The sequence below is a fragment of the Lampropedia aestuarii genome, from assembly GCF_004803635.1.
GTDB lineage: Bacteria > Pseudomonadota > Gammaproteobacteria > Burkholderiales > Burkholderiaceae_C > Lampropedia > Lampropedia aestuarii.
In genome coordinates, this window is the sequence record NZ_SSWX01000033.1 from 1 (window position 1) to 19,891 (window position 19,891).

Genomic DNA, 19,891 nt, shown 5'->3' on the forward strand with positions numbered 1-19,891 from the left:
CGGGTTCGAGTCCCGTCCGCTCCGCCACAGACATATGAGCCAGTGCATATGGTGCATTGGCTTTTTTTGATCGGGTATTTGCAGTGGTTTGAGTGCTGTTGCCAATACCAAAAGCTTTAGACCCTATCGTCTAGCGGTTAGGACATCGCCCTTTCACGGCGGTAACCGGGGTTCGATTCCCCGTAGGGTCGCCAAGTTGTAGCACTTGGTTGTGCTGGTTTCAGCACAGCAAAAGCTGCCTACCGTGGAGCGGTAGTTCAGTTGGTTAGAATACCGGCCTGTCACGCCGGGGGTCGCGGGTTCGAGTCCCGTCCGCTCCGCCACAGATTCAAAAGCCAATGCATGCGTGTGCATTGGCTTTTTTTATGCGCGACTGCCGCCGCATGTTCAAGCCGCTTCGTTGCTTTGGTGCTTGGCTGCTGCCTTTGGCTGGTATCGGTGCACCAACTCCAATCCATGTGAACAGCGCTTTGTTCTGCAATAATGCCCCGCTTGTGCAGTTTGAAAGGCAGCAGTGGCAGTGCGTCAATACCATTTTTTAGACGACTACAGCGAAGGTGCGCATCCAGAGATACTCAATGCGTTAAGCGCCAGCAACCTGGTGCAGCAATCCGCTTATGGCGCTGACGACTACAGCGCAGCTGCAAGCAGTTTGATTGCTGCGCAGCTAGGCCCCGATTTTGTTGGCGAGATCCACTTTGTCGCCAGCGGTACGATGGCCAATATCATCTGCATTGCCAGTTGCCTGCGTCCACATGAGGCGGTGATTGCGGTGGAGTCTGGCCATATCGTTGCGCGTGAGGCTGGCGCGATTGAGGCCACCGGGCACAAACTGATTACCGTGCCCGCTGTTAACGGCAAGATCACCCCCGCCCAGATTGAAAAAGCCTTGCAGGCCAATGCGCATTTTCCGCACATGGCCAAGCCCAAGCTGGTGTATTTGTCGAACGCCACTGAAACCGGCACTGTCTACACGCTGGAGGAATTGCAGGCGCTGTCGGCGCTGGCCAAGGCGCGCGGTTTGTACCTGTTCATGGATGGTGCGCGCCTGGGCGCGGCCTTGGCTTCACCTCACAATGATGCGACGCTCCAGGACATCGCCACCTTGGTTGACTTGTTCTGGATTGGTGGCACCAAGCTGGGTGCCTTACTGGGCGAGGCGATTGTTGTCAGCAACCCAGCATTGGCCCAGGATTTTGCCTTCCACATCAAACAGCGTGGCGGCATGCTGGCCAAAGGGCGGGTGCTGGGCATCCAGTTTCAGGCCCTGTTTGGTGAGCGCCAATGGTTTACCGCACTGGCAACGCACGCCAACCAGATGGCGGCGCGTTTGTCGGCGGGTATTGTTGCGGCGGGCGGGCGCTTGGCTTCTGAGACCGAAACCAACCAAGTCTTTGCGATTGTGCCGGATGCTGCCATCACTGCTTTGCAGCAGTCGTTTGCGTTTTATGTCTGGGGCCCTGCCGAGGCTGGGCATTCGGTGGTGCGCCTGGTGACCTCCTGGGCCACTGATGCAGACCAGGTTGAGGCCTTTATTGCACAATTGACAGGCCTGCTTTGAGTGGGTTGTGACAACTTCCAGTGCCGCTCAACGATGCGTTAGCCCCGTTTGTAGGCATTGGAGGCGCCAGTATGCCGCGTGTGAATGGAGCCGCAGCAGAAAAAATCGCCAAACGATTGCAACTGCGGCAGCGCGCATGGTGCGCGACGGCGAAAAAGACCGTAAACAGGTTCCAAGGCCCCCACTGGCGCGGCGATAAGCCACACGATGAGCTCCGCACCCAGCAGATTCAGCAGGCTGCCCCAGTGTGGCTTGGTGTGACGAATTACGGTGGGCTGACCAGAATATTGCCCATCATGCCCAAGTCCTCGTGCTCCAGGATATGGCAGTGGAACATGCGCAAACCCGGCTCGTCGATGCGCATGCGCAGCGTCACGCTTTCACCGGCCTTGATGTTGATGGTGTCGCGCCAGGCCAGGAAGGGCTCGGGCGTGGTCTCGCCATTGAAGTTGCGCTCTAGCACCTGGAAATGCCCGCCATGGATATGGAATGGGTGCTCCATGCCCATGGCACTGGCGTTGATGACGGTCCATTCTTCGACTTCGCCCAGGCGGCCTTCAATGTCTACACGCTCCATGTCATAGGTCTGGCCGTTGACCAGGAACAGCATGTCTTGCGGTCGCTCGTAGGGGTTGCTCGGTGGTGGGGCTTCCAGATCGACGTAATCCGAGAACGCCACCATGTGCTCGGCTGTAGGCGTGCCCAGTGCGGTGATTGGGCGCAGCACTTCGGGAATCTCCAGCGTGGCCTCGCTGCTGTGCACGATGTCGATATCGGCCAGCACGCGGCGCTGTGAGAGGCCAGCCAGCCGGCCCATGGCGCCACGGTCGTAAGGCTCGGCAATCAGTTGGATGCGCGAAGATCCGCTGCTGGGGGCCGTCACAATGATTTCAGCCCGTTCCGCCGGGGCCAGCAGCAGTTCGGTCAGGCCGCGCACAGGCGCAGCCAGCAAGCCGCCGTCGGTGGCCACTTGCGTGAACTCCAGTCCGCCCAGGCTCAGCTTCAAATAGCGTGCGCTGCAGGCATTCCAGATGCGCCAGCGCTGCGTGCCAACCAACGTGATCAAAGGCATATGCAGGCCGTTGATCAAGACAAACTGGCCTTCGCGGCCATTCATCCAGTCTTCGCGGTCGTTTGGCGGAATGCTGCCGTCAGCGGCCATTTTGAGGTCGGAGATGAACAGCTCTTGCTCCGGGAAATGCCGCAATGGATCGTTGCGGTCGCGCACAATCAACGCGCCAGCCAGGCCTCGGTAAACCTGTTCGGCGGTCATCATATGCGGGTGCGGGTGGTACCAGTGTGTGCCAGCGCTGCCGGGCGGCAGCGTGAAGTGGTAGCGCCGGTGGCCCCCAGCTGGAATAAAGTCCTGTGGCGCGCCGTCCTGGTCGGCCGGAATCGCCAGGCCGTGCCAGTGCACAGTGCTGGGCTGGGGCAGCAGGTTGTAAAAATCGATCTCGACACGGTCGCCTTCATACGCCTCAATCAACGGTCCTGGCGTCATGTGGTTGTAAGCAAACACGCGCGTCGGCGGGAGAGAGCCGAGTTTGAGATTGGCGGGTGCGGCCACCAGTTTGCTGCGAAACAGCTGCTTGCGGCGCGCACGGTTTGCCAGGCGCGGCAAGGGTTTGAGCGGGCGGTGGCGTGGCAGGCTGGACAGCGGCGCCAGCTCAGTAGGGCCTGAATAAGCCGTCATGTCGTCGTCCGCATGGCCCATCGCTGCCATCGGGTTGGGTGGGCTGTTGGCCAGCAAAGGATGCCAAGGCTGCGCTAGCAAAGCACCTGCACCCATGCCTAGTAACAGAGTGCGACGACGATTCAAAGGGAGTGAAGACATAAACGCCATGCAAGGCCCATGCACGCCTTGGACTTGAAAGTGGTGTACCCAGCGTGTGCTGTACGAGAGAGCCGCGCTGCATGAAGGGCTGCGGCATACTTAGAGTCTGCCCAACGTCTGCGCGGTTGCGTCGGGATGATGAACAGGCGCTAAGCATACCCCCATTCTGGTTTTGAATCGAATACTCGGGATTGCGCAAGGGCCGGGGGCGTAGGGTGGGCAGCTTTGCTGCCCACGCCAGCTGCCGCTTAGACATGCAGCATTGCATAACGCTTTCAAGAGCTGCGTGCAGCTTGTTGTAGATGGTGCCATCCGCGTGGGCAGGAGACCTGCCCACCCTACGGCCATGCCCACGCCAAGGACCGCTCCCTCAAGGGCGGCGCTTGCTTTGGTTGCGCGCCTTGTTGCCGGTTACGCCAGCGCGTGGTGGCAAACCGGTGTGTTGCGTCAGGATCTTGCCAGGTGCTGGCGCAGACGTTGTGCGTGGCTTGCCAGTTTTGGCCGCGTAGGTTTTCATGCCTGGGGCGCCTGCACGCGTGAAGCTCTTGGCTTCGACGTTGGTTGTCGAATTGCTGCGGCGGGCGCTCTTGTAACTGCCATCGGTGAGCGGTTGGTAGGTCGGAATCAGGTGTTGTTTGCCATTGCCGATCAAGTCGCTGCGGCCCATGTCCTTGAGGGCCTGGCGCAGCATGGGCCAGTTGTTCGGGTCGTGGTAGCGCAAGAAAGCCTTGTGCAGTCGGCGTTGCTTTTCGCCCCGCACGATTTCGACCTGCTCTTCTTGCTTGTCGCGCATCCAGCGGCGCACGCGTGTGAGCGGATTGCGGCCACTGTGGTACATGGCCGTCGCTGTGGCCATCGGGCTGGGGTAGAAGGTTTGTACCTGGTCGGCGCGAAAGCCGTTGCGTTTGAGCCAGATCGCCAGGTTCATCATGTCTTCATCGCTGGTGCCCGGGTGGGCGGCAATGAAGTAGGGGATCAGGTACTGCTTTTTGCCTGCTTCGGCTGAGTACTGCTCGAACATTTGCTTGAAGCGGTCGTAGCTGCCAATACCGGGCTTCATCATTTTGCCCAGTGGACCGGCTTCGGTGTGCTCAGGGGCGATTTTCAAATAGCCCCCCACGTGGTGCTGCACCAGTTCTTTGACGTATTCGGGCGACTCGACCGCCAGGTCATAGCGCAGGCCCGAACCAATCAAGATTTTTTTAATGCCTTTGAGCTGGCGCGCACGGCGGTAGATTTTGATCAGCGGATTGTGGTCGGTGTGCAGGTTCGGGCAAATGCCTGGAAATACGCACGAGGGCTTGCGGCAAGCGGCCTCGACCTCAGGCGATTTGCAGCCCAGGCGGTACATATTGGCAGTCGGACCACCCAGGTCGGAGATGATGCCTTTGAAGTCTTTGACCTTGTCGCGAATTTCTTCGACCTCACCAATGATGGATTCTTCCGAGCGGCTTTGAATAATGCGGCCTTCGTGTTCGGTGATGGAGCAGAAGGTGCAGCCGCCAAAGCAGCCGCGCATGATGTTCACCGAGGTACGAATCATCTCCCAGGCCGGGATCTTGGTTGCGCCATCGTGGCTGCCTTGCTCGTCAGCGTAACGCGGATGCGGGCTGCGCGCGTATGGCAGGCCAAACACCATGTCCATTTCAGCGGTGGTCAGTGGGATCGGCGGCGGGTTCAGCCAGACGTCGCGGGCGGTTGCGCCCGTGCCGTGGCGCTGCACCATTGCGCGGGCATTGCCGGGATTGGTCTCCAAATGCAGCACGCGGTTGGCGTGGGCATACAAAATCGGGTCCGCCTTCACCTGCTCGAAAGAGGGCAGGCGAATCACGGTTTCGCCGCGTGGCGGCAAGGCGCGTTTGTTTTTACCCTGCAGCGTCGGGTTGATGTGAAACTGGATCGGGGCTGTGCCGTCGGCCGACTTGATGCCCAGGGCTTTCAGATCAGGTGTAGCTGCGTCAGCGTTCAGGTCGATGATGCCGTTGGCACCATTGCCTTTGGCGGCATCTTGTTCATCACGCGAGCAGCTGCTGCCAGCGGCTTCGGCCTGCTCGCTCACGGTCATATACGGGTTGATGTGGGGCTCGACCACGCCTGGCGTGTCAATGTCGGTCGAGTCCAATTCCCACCAGGTTTTGCCATCGTCTTGCAGGCGGCGTACAAAGGCCGTACCGCGCACGTCGGTGATTGCACTGACCGGCTCGCGTTTGGCCAGGCGGTGGGCCACTTCAACCAAGGCGCGCTCGGCATTGCCGTACAGCAGCAAATCGCATTTGCTGTCCACCACGATCGAGCGGCGCACGGTGTCGCTCCAGTAGTCGTAGTGGGCAATGCGGCGCAAGCTGCCTTCAATGCCGCCCAGCACAATCGGTACGTCTTTGTAGGCTTCACGGCAGCGCTGGCTGTAGACAATCGCGGCGCGGTCGGGGCGCTTGCCACCGACGTCGCCGGGGGTGTAGGCATCATCACTGCGGATTTTGCGATCAGCCGTGTAGCGGTTGATCATCGAGTCCATATTGCCAGCTGTCACGCCCCAGAAAATATTCGGGCGGCCCAGGACTTTGAAAGGCTCGGCGCTTTGCCAGTCGGGTTGGGCGATGATGCCAACCCGAAACCCTTGGGCTTCGAGCACGCGGCCAATCACCGACATGCCAAAGCTGGGGTGGTCCACATACGCATCGCCGGTGACGATGATGATGTCACAGCTGTCCCAGCCGAGTTGGTCCATTTCTGCGCGGGTGGTGGGCAGAAATGGCGCGACACCGAAGCGCTTGGCCCAATAGGGGCGGTAGCTGCTCAGCGGCTTGGCATTGCGCGGAAAAAAGGAGACGTCGACGGGGGCGTTCATGGGCAGGCTCGTGGAACTTTTGCGTGGCTAAGGGCGACGCTTTTGCAATTAATTCGCTATTGTAGAGAACAGGCGCTTTAGCGGAGGCGCTCAAACGGGCAAGGCCCCGCAAAGGGAGCGCCCATTCTGTGGTGGTCGTGGCCAGTGCGTGGTGCGGTCATGAGACCGCTGAACAAGCGCTAAGCCACGGTGTCGTAGGTCTGGCCATTCTCCAGTACCAGGGTTTTTTCAGGCCAGCGCAAGGCCGCCAAGTGAAAGCGGCTTTGCGTGGTGTCGGTCATGCCTTGCAGCCTCTCGCTCCAGCGTGCGCCGATCGAGAAGTCCACACAAAACACATTCTTGCGCAGGCCATGCCAGCTGTTGCCAGCAATGCCTGCAAACAGCGCCGCTTCGACTTTGGTGCCTGGTTTGGCATTGCCGCGCCGTGCCGCTGCAGTCGCTGGCGCATTGAAGAGCCGCCAGTAATGGCCCACCACGACGGGCGTGGCTTCGTCGTACTGGTTCCACCAGGCCTGGCGGTCGGTGAAGCGCCATTTACCGCCGGCATAAAAGGGCTCTTGCGCGGCTGCTTCGACGCCGGTTGTCAGTACCTTGAGCGGGTTGGTCATTTGCTTGAGCAACTCGCGTTCGCCGTGCGCGATCAACAGTGGTGGCACTTGTGTGCCATCTTCCACGTCATACGGCCATAAGGCGTTTTCCTGCTGAATGCGGCTGATCAAGGTGCCATTGTGCGCTTGTTGCTCGGCGATGGCTTCGTACTCGTCGTAGTGGCGTCTGGCACTGCCCAGCGGCAGTTGTTTGGCTTGTGCAATCGAGTCGTCTTGCCAAGCTGCATGCACAATACGCAGGTCCTTGCGCTCCAGTGCCACAGGCAGGTTGTTGCACAAGCGGGCGTAGCGGTCGCGCTGCTCGAGCGAGGCCACGACAAAAGGCGCGTATTTGGCGCGGTCGCGTTCGGTGCGCGCGCTGAAGTACCAGCCTGCGCCGTCCTTGGCGTCGTCGCGAATCAGGTTGACTTCGTGGTTGCCCAGCACCGCCAGGCAGTTGCCTGCGGCATAGGTATTGCAAAACCAGTCCATCACCGCAGGCGTGTCAGGGCCACGGTCGCACAGGTCACCCACGAAGACCAGTGTGCGCCCTTGCGGGTGCACGCCGTCGCTGTTGTAGCCCAAATGGGCGAGCAATTGCTGCAGGGCATCCCATTCGCCATGCACATCACCGACGATATCCAGCGGGCCTTCTGGCAGCGGTGCTACCAGACTGGCCTCGGGAGCATCTGCAGCGCCGCGCATCAGATGGTTTCCTTCACGAGGATTTCGCCGCGCAGCGTATAGGTCATGGCGTCGGTGATGCGCACATCGGCCATTTGGCCGATCAGGCGTGCGGCCGATTCAGGCGCTGGAAAGTTGACCACGCGGTTGCACTCGGTGCGGCCCATCAGCTCGCCGGCATCGCGCTTGGACACGCCCTCAACCAGCAGGCGCTGCACGGTGCCCACGCGCGCTTCGCTGATGCGCTTGAGGTTGGCATTGATCGCGGCTTGTACTTGCTGCAGGCGCTTGAGTTTGACCTCGTGCGGTGTGTCGTCGTGCAGGTTGGCCGCAGGTGTGCCAGGGCGCGGGCTGTAGATGAACGAGAAGCTGTTGTCAAAGCCGACGTCATCAATGAGCTTCATCAGCTTGCTGAAGTCGTCATCGGTCTCGCCGGGGAAGCCGACAATGAAGTCGCTGCTCATTGCCAGATCAGGGCGGATGGCGCGCAGCTTGCGCACCGTGCTCTTGTATTCCATCGCGGTGTAGCCGCGCTTCATCGCCATCAAAATACGGTCGCTGCCGTGTTGCACCGGCAAGTGCAGGTGGTTGACCAGCTTGTCAATTTTCTCGTAGGCGGCAATCAGGCGGGGTGTGAATTCATTGGGGTGGCTGGTGGTGTAGCGGATACGCTCAATGCCAGGGATTTCAGCCACGTATTCGAGCAGCAGCGCAAAATCGGCAATCTCGCCGCTGTCGCCCATTTTGCCCAGGTAGGCGTTGACGTTCTGGCCCAGCAGGTTGATTTCTTTGACGCCTTGGCTGGCCAGATCGGCCACTTCAATCAGCACGTCTTCAAATGGGCGGCTGACCTCTTCGCCGCGGGTGTAGGGCACGACGCAGTAGCTGCAATATTTGCTGCAGCCTTCCATGATCGACACAAAGGCCGAGGCGCCTTCGACACGCGCGGGCGGCAGGTTGTCGAATTTTTCGATTTCAGGAAACGAGATGTCGACCTGCGGGCGCGCTTGCGTGTCACGCTCAGCCAGCAGTTGCGGCAGGCGGTGCAGGGTTTGCGGGCCAAACACCACATCGACAAAGGGCGCGCGTTTGATGATGGCATCGCCTTCCTGGCTGGCCACACAGCCGCCGACGCCAATTTTCACGCCACGTGCCTTCAAGTGCTTGATGCGGCCCAGGTCGCTGAATACTTTTTCCTGGGCTTTTTCGCGCACCGAGCAGGTATTGAACAGAATCAGGTCGGCTTCTTCGACGTTATCCGTTTTTTCATAGCCGTCGGTGGCGTGCATCAGGTCGGCCATCTTGTCCGAGTCGTACTCGTTCATTTGGCAACCAAAGGTTTTAATAAATACTTTTTTTGTCATAGCAGTGGGGCATTGCTCAGCGGAGCGATCAGGCAGAAAAAACAAAGAACAAACTAACGGCAGAACACACTGCCTGCGCTGCGGCGGACGGGCTAACGGGCGGGCTAAGACGGGGCTGGCCGTGGGAGCGGCCTTGCATCGCGTATCGTACGGCCATGCACCCATTGCTGGCAATCAAGACCACGTCACCGAAGACCGCGTCACCGGGTAATGCGCAAGAGCGGCGGCAACGTTGTCAAAAAACAATCGGTAGTGTTTAGCGCCCGCCCAGTGCGGCATTGCCGCTGGCAGTACTGGCGGCACGGCTGGTGTTTGCGGCATCACCGCTTTTGCTCAGTCCTACGCCCAGTGGACCGGTTTGAATCTCTTGCGGGTCCTGGGTGTCTGGACCAAACAGGCCAAAGAAACGGCGCGGCGGTATTTCCGACTCGCGCAGCACCCAGGCCGTTTGCAGCATGCCGGTGGCCGTCTCCATCAGGTAACGCACTTTCAGGCGTTCGCCTGCGACGAGGTTGACGTTGACCAGGGTGTTGTTTTGCGAGAACAGGCGCATACCAGGAGCGACGCGGTACGGCTTGCCATTGATGCTGGCATTTGATGCGTCGGTAACGACCAGGGTGCCAAACAGCGATTGATGCGGAAAGGCCCGCGCTTGTGCCATCGCGTTGGCGGTATTGACGCTGTTGAAGCCGGTGCTCAATGGCTGGACTTGTGCCCAGCTGGGGCTGGCGAACAGGCCCAAGGCCAGCGCAGCGATCAGGCCCGCGCGCTGGAGAGCTACCGGCTGGCGTTTGGCCAGCTGGGGCTGTAAAGGTGGGGAGTGCTTGCAGCGGATCATGGTGTTTATCCAGAGGCTGTCTGGCAGTAAAAATGATTGTATTTGCACACAGGCCAGCGCTGTGATGGCCCCACGGGGTGGGCCAGCAGCGCGCAGCCTTGAACCAAGCCTCGATTGTACAAGGGACGCTCCCAAACAGATCAAAGGCTTAGCGCACTACCAGGCCAGTGGTGGTGTGGATGCGACAGAATGCATGGTGTTGTGCAGCCAGGCGCAGGCTTTAAGGAACTGATGGCTTGTGTGTGGCAGACCAGCGCTCGTTCAGTGCGCCGCGTTTGGGTTCGCGCTCAGTATCGCAGCCCTCTATTTCTTGCCAGCTGCCTGCATCTGCATCCGCGTCTTCATCGTCCCATCGCGTCGTGAAGTCCTGCATGTCGCGGCGGTCTTTTTTGGTCGGTCTGCCGTGTTGCAGCATGTCGGCAGGCTCTGGGGCCAATTGGCGCAGCGCGCTTTGCTGCAAGCGGCGTGCGATGCTCTCGGCCGTTTCTTCATACAGCTGCTGCGCCACGGCCGCAGGGCCGCGCAGGCCGCTGAGTGCTTTGACGACGACCACGCGCTTGCTCGGTCCTTGAGTGATTTGCAGACTATCGCCTACCTTGATTTCACGGCTGGCTTTGCTGGCTGCTTGGTTGACCTGAATGCGGCCTTTGCCAATTTCTTCAGTGGCCAGTGTGCGGGTTTTGTAAAAGCGTGCGCACCACAGCCACTTGTCCAGGCGCATGCCTTCTGCTGTTGTGGGGGTGTTGGCAGACTGGTTGCTGCGCTGTTTGAGTTTGGAGGTGCTGGCGTTTTTTTGCTGGGCCATGAAGCGTGTTGCAAGAATGGAGTCTTTATAAAACGCTATCGTACTGACAAAGTTGGCTGTGATGCGACTGGGTGGAAATTGCCATTTAGCCCATGTTTTTTTGCATATTTGAAAATTGGCTAAAAACTTTGTGCTATAGTTCCTTTCTTCGCAAAACAGCAACGATCAATTGCCTGATGCGAACAATGCGGGAATAGCTCAGTTGGTAGAGCGATACCTTGCCAAGGTATAGGTCGACGGTTCGAACCCGTTTTCCCGCTCCAGTTTTTTCCTCTGCTGTAGTCGCACATAGCAGCAGAGATGCCAAAGCAAGTTTTGGCGCAGTGTCAGTTTTGCGGGAATAGCTCAGTTGGTAGAGCGATACCTTGCCAAGGTATAGGTCGACGGTTCGAACCCGTTTTCCCGCTCCAAATACAGCGTGCAGGCAGTTTGTAATACTGCCCATCCAAAGGNAATACAGCGTGCAGGCAGTTTGTAATACTGCCCATCCAAAGGACCCATTGTGGTCCTTTTGTCGTTTTGGGGCCACTTCGACTGCGAGCCACCGTTGGCCGTACGCAGCTCTACAATCGTGCTTTTGCCAGAAAATCACACGATGACCGACAAGCTGTACTGGGACAATGAAACGCTGGAGGCGAATGTGCAGGTGCTGCAATGCCAGCCACTTGCCGATGGCCGCTTTGGCACCATTCTCAATGCCACGCCATTTCACCCGCAAGGCGGTGGCCAGCCTGCAGATCAAGGCCTGTTGGGCGGGCTTGAGGTATTGGGGGTTGAGCTGGTCGCTCAGGAGGTTGTCCACTATCTGCCCCAGGCGCTGGCAGTGGGCCCGGTCTTCGCGCAAGTCCAGGCCTTGCCGCGGCAGCTGCATTCACGCCTGCATTCGGCAGGCCATTTGATTGGCCATGTGATGGAGCTGCAACACTGGCGGCCGATCAAAGCACAGCACTGGCCGGCTGATGCGCGTGTGGTCTTTAAACCGATTGAGCAGGCCCAGCCATTGGACGCTGATGCAGTTCAGCGCCTGTGCGACGAGCAAATCGCTCTTGAACTGCCGCGCCATGTGCACATCGATGAGCAGCAGTTTCGGCAAGTGGGTTTTGGCGATTTCGCGCCTTACGGATGCGGCGGCACGCATGTGGCATCCACTGCGCAGTTACAGGGTTTGCAGGTGCAGTCCGTGCAATTGAAAAAAGGGCAGTTGACGGTGCACTACAAGGTGGTCTGATCCCAAGAGTGCGCCCATGTGCGCCAAGTTGCTGGCGTGGGCACAGTGTGGCGCTCCAGCGCCGCCGCGTATTTGGTGGCGGCTGCGCTGGTTGTCACTGCCGGCTCAGGTCACCAGCATGACCGGCGCTTGTATCAATCAAGCGCTGCGCTGACGAGGCAGGGCCATGCACGTCTTGCAGCACGCTCCGCCGCATCGTTCCAGCCTGGCCCAAATGCGTATGTTCCTAGTTCCCGTGCTTCACTCAAGCGGCGCCTACATGGCTGAACAATGCCATGTCTTGCTCGATATCGCCACTTGTTTTTACCTGCGCTTTGTGGGCCGCAGCGAAGTCCAGCATGCGGGCAATCGGTCGACTGGCCAGCTTGGCCAGCTCCGCGTCCAGTTCAATGGCCCCTGTGCCGTGCTCCAGCACCTGTGCGACGCCAGCCAAGCCATTCATCGCCATCCAAGGGCATAGCGCGCAGCTTTTGCAGGTTGCGCTATTGCCGGCGGTAGGCGCAGGCAGAAAGGTTTTGCCCGGCGCGCGGGCACGCATTTCATGCAGAATGCCCTGGTCCGTGGCGACGATGAAGTGCGTCGCATCCAGCTCCACAGCAGCTTGAATCAGCCGGGAGGTTGAGCCCACCACATCGGCTTGCGCCACCACTGCTTGAGGCGATTCTGGGTGTACCAGCACTTTGGCCGTTGGGTACTGGGCGCGCAGGCCTTCCAATTCATGGCCTTTGAATTCGTTGTGCACCATGCACGAGCCCTGCCACATCAGCATGTCCGCACCAGTTTGCTGCTGGATGTAATGGCCCAGATGCCTATCGGGCGCCCACAGAATTTTTTCACCGCGCTGGTGCAGGTGGGTGACGATTTCCAAGCCAATCGACGAGGTGACCACCCAATCGGCGCGTGCTTTGACGGCGGCGCTGGTGTTTGCATACACCACGACGGTGCGGTCCGGGTGCGCATCGCAGAACTGCGCGAACGCTTCGGCGGGGCAACCCAGATCCAGCGAGCAGGTCGCCTCCAGATCGGGCATCAGTACGCGCTTGTGCATGCCCAGAATTTTGGCGGTCTCGCCCATGAAGCGCACCCCGGCCACGACGATGGTGCTGGCCGCATGGTTGCGGCCAAAGCGCGCCATTTCCAGTGAGTCGCCGACGCAGCCGCCGGTCTCGCGCGCCAAATCCTGCAGGTCGGCATCGACGTAGTAATGCGCGACCAAGACTGCATTTTCACGCACCAGCAACTGGCGAATGCGGGTCAGCAAGGCTTCGCGCTCGGCCTTGTGCAAGGTGGCGGGCACCCGTGCCCAGGCCCAACCGACGGCGGAGCATGATGCGCCGCTTTCTTTAGAAGGCGTTGGCGTGTGCGCCTCCTGCTGCGGGTGGTCGTAATCAAACCATTTCTGTTCTGTGGCGCTGGCGGTGGTTGCGGTCATCGTGCATCCTTGAAATTATTTTGCTCGTTCTGAGTATTAATGGGTTTAAAAAAGCGCATTGCGGGAGTTTTACAGAGTTTTTCTAGGCCACATCCAAGCCAATATCCAGCACCGGCGCGCTGTGGGTGATCCAACCCACGGCAATCAAATCGACGCCAGTCGCTGCTATCGCAGGCGCGGTGGTTGCATTCACGCGTCCCGATGCTTCGGTGACGGCCCGGCCTTTGGCCATTGCAACTGCCTGTCGTAAGGTCGGCAGGTCCATGTTGTCAAGCAGCACGATGGCGACATTCAAATCCAGCGCCTGCTCCAGTTGCGCGAGCGTGTCGACCTCGACTTCAATCTGCACCATATGGCCGGCTGCGGCCTGGGCGCGCTTGACGGCCGTGGGCAGGTCGCCAGCAATGGCGATGTGGTTGTCCTTGATCAGGATCGCATCGTCCAGTCCAAAGCGGTGGTTGCTGCCACCGCCCACGCGCACGGCGTACTTTTGCAAGGCGCGCAGGCCCGGCAAGGTTTTGCGTGTACAGGTCAGGCGGCTGCCATGCGGCGCAATCGCATCCGCAATGCGGGCGGTGACGCTGGCCACGCCACTGAGCATGCCCAGCAGATTCAAGGCGGTGCGCTCAGCCGTCAGGATTGCGCGGGCGCTGCCGCTGATGTCGGCAATGCAATCGCCAGGCGACAGGCGCGCGCCATCAGTCAAATGGGCTTTGAAATGGAGGGCCGGGTCAATCAAGTGAAATGCCAGCTCAGCCAAATCCAGTCCGGCTAAAACTCCGGCTTCACGGGCGCGCAGCTGCAATTGGGCTTGGGCATCGGGCGGCACGATGGCGTTGCTGGTGATGTCGCCGCTGCGGCCTAAATCTTCCAGCAAGGTCGCGCGAACAATCGGCTCCAGCATGATGCGGGGCAGGGGTGAGAGGGGGAGCAATGCAGTGGACATGGGTAGATGTGGAATGGAAATGCCTTATTGTACTCATATTGAGTATAAATCAGACGCGCCATTCGCAGTAGGCCGGTAGCTGGCAAAAGAACAGCTTGCTTTGGCTTGTGCGTGGCCTTGATGGGCGGCTTTAAAGGGCCAGCGTCAACAACACCGGTTGGTGATCAGACGCCTGTGTTTGGGCATCGACCCGAATGCTCTGGACATGCGAGCGCAGCGACTGGCTGACAAAAAAGAAATCACAGCTGACTGGTTCGGGCCCATAGCGCCGGTCAAACAAGCGAAATGTTGGCGTGTGTGCTTGCTGGCCTTGGCACAGGGGCCAGGCGTCATACCAGTGCTCATCGCCGCCGTCGGGTGCTGTTTGCAGGCGGGTGTATTCGGCCTCGGTTGGGCTAAGGTTGAAATCCCCGCACAGTACGGCATGCGCTGCGGGCTGGACGGGCGCAAAAGGCGTGCCTGCGTGCTCGGCACTGTCCAGCGGAGGCTGTTGCGCTTGGATGGTGGATTGCTGTAACAGAGCCCGCAAGGCCTCGACCTGGGCGCTGCGCTGCAAGTGCGAGTAATACTCCAGGTGCGTGGTCATGATGGTCACTGCACCCAAGTGGGGTGTGTGCACGCTAACACTGGTACACATGCGCGGCATGCTGGCAACGCCAGGATCGGCCGGGTACGGCAGTGCATGGTGCTGCACCTGCAGTGGCGGCAAGCGCGTGGCAATCAGGTTACCGAAGCGCTGGGCTTGGCCATCCGGTGTGAAACGGTGCACGGCTGCGCCAAAAAAGACCTGAAAGTCGGGCAGTAATGCGGCGATTTGTGCGGCTTGATTCAGACCGGCTTGGCCTTGCAAATGCGGGTAGTTGTCGGCGATTTCTTGCAGGCACAGGACATCAAAATCGGCCATGCTGCGGGCGTGTTCAATCAGGCGCTGTGGGCTGACAAGGCCGTCTATACCGCAGCACCATTGGGTGTTCCAGGTGATGATGTTCATGGTTTTTTCTCGCTGGTGTTCATTTGATGCCAGCGCGCATAAAGCTTTGCACAAACTGGCGCTGGAACAGTAAAAAGCCAATCAGCAAAGGGGCCGAGGTCATCAAGGTCGCAGCGCTGATGATCGCCCAGTCAATGCCTTGCTCTACCGACGAAAACACCTGCAGCCCCACCGTGAGGGTGCGCGATTGCACGCTGTTGGTGACAATCAGCGGCCACAGAAAATTGTTCCAGTGGTAGCTGACCGAAACCAAACCAAACGCGATATAGACTGGCTTGGCCAGCGGCACGTAAACGCGCCACAGGATTTGCAAGGCATTCGCGCCTTCCATGCGGGCGGCTTCGACCAATTCCTTGGGCACGCCCATAAAGGCCTGGCGCAGCAAGAAAATGGCAAAAGCCGAGGCAAAGTACGGCAGGCCAATCGCCCATAGGCTGTCGATCAAGCCCAGTGCGCTGATCGTTTTGTAGTTCTCTACCAGCAACAAGTCGGGCATCACAGTCAACTGCACCAAGACCAAGGCAAACGCGATGTCGCGGCCCGCAAAGGCAAAGCGCGCAAACGCGTAAGCAGCCAAGGTGCTGAGCACCATTTGCACGGCCAAAATTCCTATGACCAATATGCTGGTGTTGAGAAAATAGCGCGCAAATGGCGCGGCCTGCCAGGCGTTGCGGAAGTTGTCCAGCGTCAAGGGGGCGCTCCAGTCAAAGCGCGCCGCGTATTCGGCCGGGTGCACGGCGGTCCAGATCGCAAACAGCAAAGGCAAGACCCACAACAAGGCCATCAGCCATGCGGCGACGGTGTCCAGCCAACTGGTGGCGTTGTACAGCGGTGCTTGGGCGTGGTGGCTCATTGGTAGTGCACCTTTTTGTCCAGCGTGAAAAATTGCAGCAAGGTCGCGCCCACAAGAATAGCGATGATCACCACCGTCAAGGTGGCGGCCGCGGCCGTGTCCCAGTAGCGAAAGCCCACCTCATACAAGTGGTAGAGCAGCAGCATGGTCGCGTTGTCGGGCCCGCCCTTGGTCATCACAAACAAATGGTCAACAGTGCGAAACGCGTTGATGATGGAATTCACCAATACAAACAAGGTGGTTGGCATCAGCAAGGGCCATTGCACGCGCCAGAAAAATGCCCAGCGTGATGCGCCTTCAATCGCGGCGGCTTCGCGCAAGCTGGGGTTCAGGCTTTGCAGCGCAGCCAGATAGAAAATCATGAACAGGCCCGCTTCTTTCCACACCGCAACCCATATCACCGCGCCCAGAGCGGTGCTGGGATCCCCCAGCCAGTTGTGCGAGCCAAAGCCCAGCCACAGCGTCAGGCGTTCGAGCAAGCCGTACTGCGGTGTGAAGAAAAACAGCCAGATATTGGCCACCGCTATCATCGGCAACACGGTGGGCGTGAAAAACGCCATGCGCAGCCAAGCGCGGCCCAGCATGCGCTGGTGTACCCACAAGGCCATGAGCAAAGCCAAGGCGATCGACAGCGGAATGCTGACGCCCGCATACCAGAGGTTGTTGACCATGGCTTGCCAGAAAATCGGATCGGCCAGCATCGTTTGGTAATTCTCTGGCCCGACCCAGACGGCGGCGCGGCGGCCTTTGGGCGTGGAGTAGAAACTGTTGACCAAGGTGGTCACTGCGGGCCAGTGCGTGAAGGCCAGCAGGATCAGCATGGCAGGCAAGAGCATCAGCCAGGCGTAAACGGCTTTTAAATGGTTGGCTGGTTGGGCAGAGGTCATGGTGATTCGGATACTGGTGGGCCGTGCGCGTGGAATATCGGCCGGTGCATACGCAGCGCTGCTGCCCATTCAATCCCCGGCATGGTGATCCACCACGCCGGGGCGGGGCAAAGCGCGAAACGGCTTACTGGTAGGCGCGCAGCAAACGTGTCGCTTCCTGCTGCGCGTCTTGCAGCGCTTTTTCTGGCGTTTTGCTGCCGGTCAAAGCCGCTTGCAGCGCATCGTTGAGCACCTTGGTCACGCGCTGGTTGTCATAGGTCGAAAATTCAGCGACCGAAATCGGCAACTGGTCGCGCGCCACCAGCGCAGCAGGAAATTCCTTGCCGTACTGGCTCAGCACATCCGTGTCGTACGCGGCTTGCGAGGTTGCGGCGTAACCGGTGTCAATGCTCCACTGCGCAGCGCGCTCGGGCGTCGTGACCCAGCGGATAAAGTCAAACGCGGCTTGCTGCTGCTCGGGCGTGGTTTTCTTGAAAATGTAGAAGTTGCCGCCGCCGGTGGGTGAGCCGCCTTGGAGGCGGTTGCCGGGAATCGGGCCGACGCCAAAATCAAAGCCCGCGTTGTTGCGGATATTGGTCAGGTTGCCGGTGGTGGTGACGATGATTGCGGCTTTTTTCTCAAAAAAATCCTTGGGTGTTGTGCCCCATTCGACCACACCAGGAGGGTGCAGGCCGTCCTTGGTCAAATCGACCCAGTATTGCAGCGCTTCAATCGATTTGGGGTTGTCCAGGTTCACGGCCGTGCCGCGGTCGTTGATCAGCTCCACATCGTTGGGTGTGGTCAGCGTCTGGAACATCCAGTACGGAAAACCGCTGGACGGAATTTGCACACCCCACGTCGTGACATTGCCGCGTGCGTCTTTTTTGGTGAGCTTTTGCGCGTAGTCGCGCAGCTCTTGCCAGTTGCTGGGCCCTTTGTCTGGATCAAGCCCGGCTTCCTTGAACAAGTCCTTGTTCCAGTAAATCACCACCGTCGAGCGCTGAAACGGGATGCCCCAGGTTTTTCCTTCGGCCTGGCTGTTTTTCATGAAGGCCGGGTAGAAGCCGCTCAGCCAGGCACGGTCGGCATCGGTTTTGATGAAGCCGTCGAAGGGCACGATCGCGTCCTCGTCGATCAGCGTGTACATATCGGTTGACAGCAGCACGGCGGTGACTGGCGGCGTGCCCGACTTGAAGCCCGTCAGCGCCTTGACCAAGGTTTCCTGGTAATTGCCGGAGTAAATCGGCTCAATGCGCGAACCGGGGTGGCTGGCATTGAAGCTGCTGGCGAAGTCGTCAACGATTTTATTGATCGGGCCGCCGACATTCACTGGGTAGAAAAAGGGAATGCTCTGGCTGGTTTGGGCCAGTGCAGCAGAGGCACCAAGCGTGAGGCCGAGCGAGGCCAGCGCCGCAGCGCTGAAGAGTTTGAGAAAGGTGTGGCGTTGCATGTTGGCAAGTAAATGGCAAAAGGAACAGGGAGGGTGAAAAGCGCAAAGCGAGGAGCAGCGAGGCGCAGAAGTACGCCAGCGTTTTATGCCGCCGCAGTGAGCTCAGGCGCAGCCATCGGGGCCACAGCGGCCAATGGCATTGCTTGGGCGATGCGCTCGCCACGGGCATTAAAGAAGTGCCGGTCTACATCCAGCCAGTGCAATGGCAGCCAGTCGCCAATTTGGGCGGGCTGCGCACCGTGGGCGCGAATGCTGAGGGTTTGTGTGCCAATTGCGCAATGCACAATCAGGTCCGCACCCAGGTATTCCAGCGCACGCACCTGCGCCCGGCACAGGGCTTCGTGGGGGCGCTGGGTGATGCGAACGCACTCTGGGCGCAAGCCCAGTTGTGCGGCGTTGGGCGGTGCAGCAACGGCGACATCGCTGCCAGCAATGCAGCCTTTGGCCAGTTGCACAACATTCATCGGCGGCGTGCCAATAAAGCGGGCGGCAAATGTGCTGGCAGGCGCGCTGTACATTTGCCGCGCCGGGCTGTCTTGCTCGATTCGGCCATGGTTGAGCAAGACGACCTGGTCGGCCATGCTCATGGCTTCGGCTTGGTCATGGGTGACATAGACCACGGTCAATTCCAGCTGCTGCTGGAGCTGGCGCAATTCGTGGCGCATCTCCTGCCTGAGCTTGGCGTCCAGATTCGACAGCGGCTCATCCATCAAGCAGATTTTGGTGCCCGCCACCAGGGCCCGGCCCAAGGCCACGCGTTGCTGCTGGCCGCCTGAGAGCTGGCTGGGCTTGCGCGCCAGCAACGCGCTTAAACCCAGTAGTTCGGCGACTTCATGCACTTGCTGCTGGCGCTTGATTTTGGGGATTTTGCGCACGGCCAGGCCAAAGCCGATGTTGCCCTCGACACTCAGGTGCGGGAACAGCGCGTAGTTTTGAAACACCATCGCAATGCCGCGTTGGGAAGGTGCGGCGTGGCTGACATCGATGCCATCGATCAATACCTGACCGCTGGTGGCACTCTCCAGCCCGGCGATGATGCGCAAGGTCGTGGATTTGCCGCAGCCCGATGGGCCTAGCAAGACGCAAAACGAGGCGGGTGCGATGGCTAAATCAATCGCCTGCAAAGCGGTGGTATCGCCCCAGGATTTGGCAATGCCTTTTAACTCAATCATGAATGCCCAGACGTATCGAACCTGAAAGACCGATCAGTCTAAGAATTCAAGATGACAAAAATGCGGCATGAATGTAATCATTCATGCCGCATTGAATTTTGCTTCGCGCGTGTTGAACGCAGTGTGAGGCAGGCTTTTAATGCGCCCCATCAATCCCATAGGTTTCGGCTAAGTACGCGGCAAGCGGCTCTTTGCCCGATACCCGGCTGCGGCCTTGGTTGGCTTTTGCAGCTGCGGCAATCACCGCCTGGCGTGGGCGAGGGAAGGGCACACGTTCAACGGTGATTTTTTTCAACTGTGGATACACGGCCAATACGCCTTCGATCAAGGTGCTGGATGGGCAAAAGAATTTTTTGCCTGGTTGCTTCTCGTCGTCAAAACCGGGTTGCAGCAAAAAAGGGCAGCTTCGGACATAGTGTCTTTTGGTGCGTG

General features: G+C 59.4%; 15 protein-coding genes, 4 tRNA genes and 1 pseudogene. 6 read left to right on the forward strand and 14 right to left on the reverse strand.

The window, feature by feature from the left end:
* Positions 1-119 precede the first annotated feature (119 nt).
* From E8K88_RS16895 to E8K88_RS16905, 3 genes are all read left to right on the forward strand, one after another.
* Positions 120-194: transfer RNA gene (locus E8K88_RS16895), tRNA-Glu, on the forward strand.
* Positions 195-246: 52 nt separating this feature from the next.
* A tRNA-Asp gene (locus E8K88_RS16900) sits at positions 247-323 on the forward strand.
* A gap of 197 nt (positions 324-520) precedes the next feature.
* Entirely contained in the window at positions 521-1,561 is a 1,041-nt protein-coding gene (locus E8K88_RS16905) for a threonine aldolase family protein (protein ID WP_136407855.1), read from the forward strand.
* Positions 1,562-1,826: 265 nt separating this feature from the next.
* Here E8K88_RS16905 and E8K88_RS16910 read toward each other — a convergent pair whose 3' ends face one another.
* The 6 genes and pseudogenes from E8K88_RS16910 to E8K88_RS16935 all read right to left on the reverse strand — a co-directional run.
* On the reverse strand, positions 1,827-3,395 hold the full coding sequence (locus E8K88_RS16910; protein WP_136407856.1) for a multicopper oxidase family protein: 1,569 nt from the start codon (positions 3,393-3,395) through the stop codon (positions 1,827-1,829).
* A 370-nt stretch (positions 3,396-3,765) separates the two neighbouring features.
* On the reverse strand, positions 3,766-6,243 hold the full coding sequence (locus tag E8K88_RS16915) for a YgiQ family radical SAM protein (RefSeq protein WP_136407857.1): 2,478 nt from the start codon (positions 6,241-6,243) through the stop codon (positions 3,766-3,768).
* Positions 6,244-6,422: 179 nt separating this feature from the next.
* Positions 6,423-7,535: a metallophosphoesterase gene (locus E8K88_RS16920; protein ID WP_136407858.1), complete on the reverse strand. Its 1,113-nt coding sequence runs from the start codon at positions 7,533-7,535 to the stop codon at positions 6,423-6,425.
* Positions 7,535-8,878, reverse strand: a complete 1,344-nt coding sequence (gene miaB, locus E8K88_RS16925) for a tRNA (N6-isopentenyl adenosine(37)-C2)-methylthiotransferase MiaB (protein WP_136407859.1) — start codon at positions 8,876-8,878, stop codon at positions 7,535-7,537. The genes E8K88_RS16920 and miaB overlap by 1 nt, the downstream gene beginning before the upstream one ends.
* 256 nt (positions 8,879-9,134) lie before the next feature.
* Complete coding sequence (locus E8K88_RS18195) at positions 9,135-9,716, reverse strand: hypothetical protein (protein WP_205880116.1); 582 nt, start codon at positions 9,714-9,716, stop codon at positions 9,135-9,137.
* Positions 9,717-10,059: 343 nt separating this feature from the next.
* A pseudogene (locus E8K88_RS16935) lies at positions 10,060-10,437 on the reverse strand (RNA-binding S4 domain-containing protein); the annotation flags it as partial.
* Between the two features lie 271 nt (positions 10,438-10,708).
* Between E8K88_RS16935 and E8K88_RS16940 the strand changes: the two are divergent.
* From E8K88_RS16940 to E8K88_RS16950, 3 genes are all read left to right on the forward strand, one after another.
* Positions 10,709-10,784 (forward strand) — tRNA-Gly (locus tag E8K88_RS16940).
* A gap of 71 nt (positions 10,785-10,855) precedes the next feature.
* Positions 10,856-10,931, forward strand: a tRNA-Gly gene (locus E8K88_RS16945).
* A gap of 167 nt (positions 10,932-11,098) precedes the next feature.
* The gene (locus E8K88_RS16950; RefSeq protein WP_240754579.1) at positions 11,099-11,749 is read left to right on the forward strand and encodes an alanyl-tRNA editing protein; all 651 of its coding nucleotides are present in this window, start codon (positions 11,099-11,101) and stop codon (positions 11,747-11,749) included.
* 244 nt (positions 11,750-11,993) lie between these two features.
* On the opposite strand, the gene nadA is transcribed toward E8K88_RS16950, so the two are convergent.
* The 8 genes from nadA to E8K88_RS16990 all read right to left on the reverse strand — a co-directional run bounded on the left by nadA (position 11,994) and on the right by E8K88_RS16990 (position 19,853).
* Positions 11,994-13,181, reverse strand: coding sequence for a quinolinate synthase NadA (gene nadA, locus E8K88_RS16955; RefSeq protein WP_136407860.1), 1,188 nt, complete (start codon positions 13,179-13,181; stop codon positions 11,994-11,996).
* 82 nt (positions 13,182-13,263) lie between these two features.
* Positions 13,264-14,127, reverse strand: a complete 864-nt coding sequence (nadC, locus tag E8K88_RS16960) for a carboxylating nicotinate-nucleotide diphosphorylase (protein WP_136407861.1) — start codon at positions 14,125-14,127, stop codon at positions 13,264-13,266.
* Positions 14,128-14,257: 130 nt separating this feature from the next.
* Entirely contained in the window at positions 14,258-15,118 is an 861-nt protein-coding gene (locus tag E8K88_RS16965; protein WP_136407862.1) for an endonuclease/exonuclease/phosphatase family protein, read from the reverse strand.
* 19 nt (positions 15,119-15,137) lie between these two features.
* Entirely contained in the window at positions 15,138-15,971 is an 834-nt protein-coding gene (locus E8K88_RS16970) for a carbohydrate ABC transporter permease (protein ID WP_136407863.1), read from the reverse strand.
* The gene (locus E8K88_RS16975; protein ID WP_136407874.1) at positions 15,968-16,858 is read right to left on the reverse strand and encodes a carbohydrate ABC transporter permease; all 891 of its coding nucleotides are present in this window, start codon (positions 16,856-16,858) and stop codon (positions 15,968-15,970) included. Before E8K88_RS16975 ends, E8K88_RS16970 begins: the two co-directional genes overlap by 4 nt.
* 124 nt (positions 16,859-16,982) lie before the next feature.
* Positions 16,983-18,287, reverse strand: a complete 1,305-nt coding sequence (locus E8K88_RS16980; protein WP_136407864.1) for an ABC transporter substrate-binding protein — start codon at positions 18,285-18,287, stop codon at positions 16,983-16,985.
* Positions 18,288-18,370: 83 nt separating this feature from the next.
* Positions 18,371-19,459, reverse strand: coding sequence for an ABC transporter ATP-binding protein (locus E8K88_RS16985; RefSeq protein WP_136407865.1), 1,089 nt, complete (start codon positions 19,457-19,459; stop codon positions 18,371-18,373).
* Between the two features lie 136 nt (positions 19,460-19,595).
* A complete protein-coding gene (locus E8K88_RS16990) occupies positions 19,596-19,853 on the reverse strand; it encodes a DUF3088 family protein (protein WP_205880117.1) in 258 nt (85 codons plus the stop codon).
* Positions 19,854-19,891: the final 38 nt, after the last annotated feature.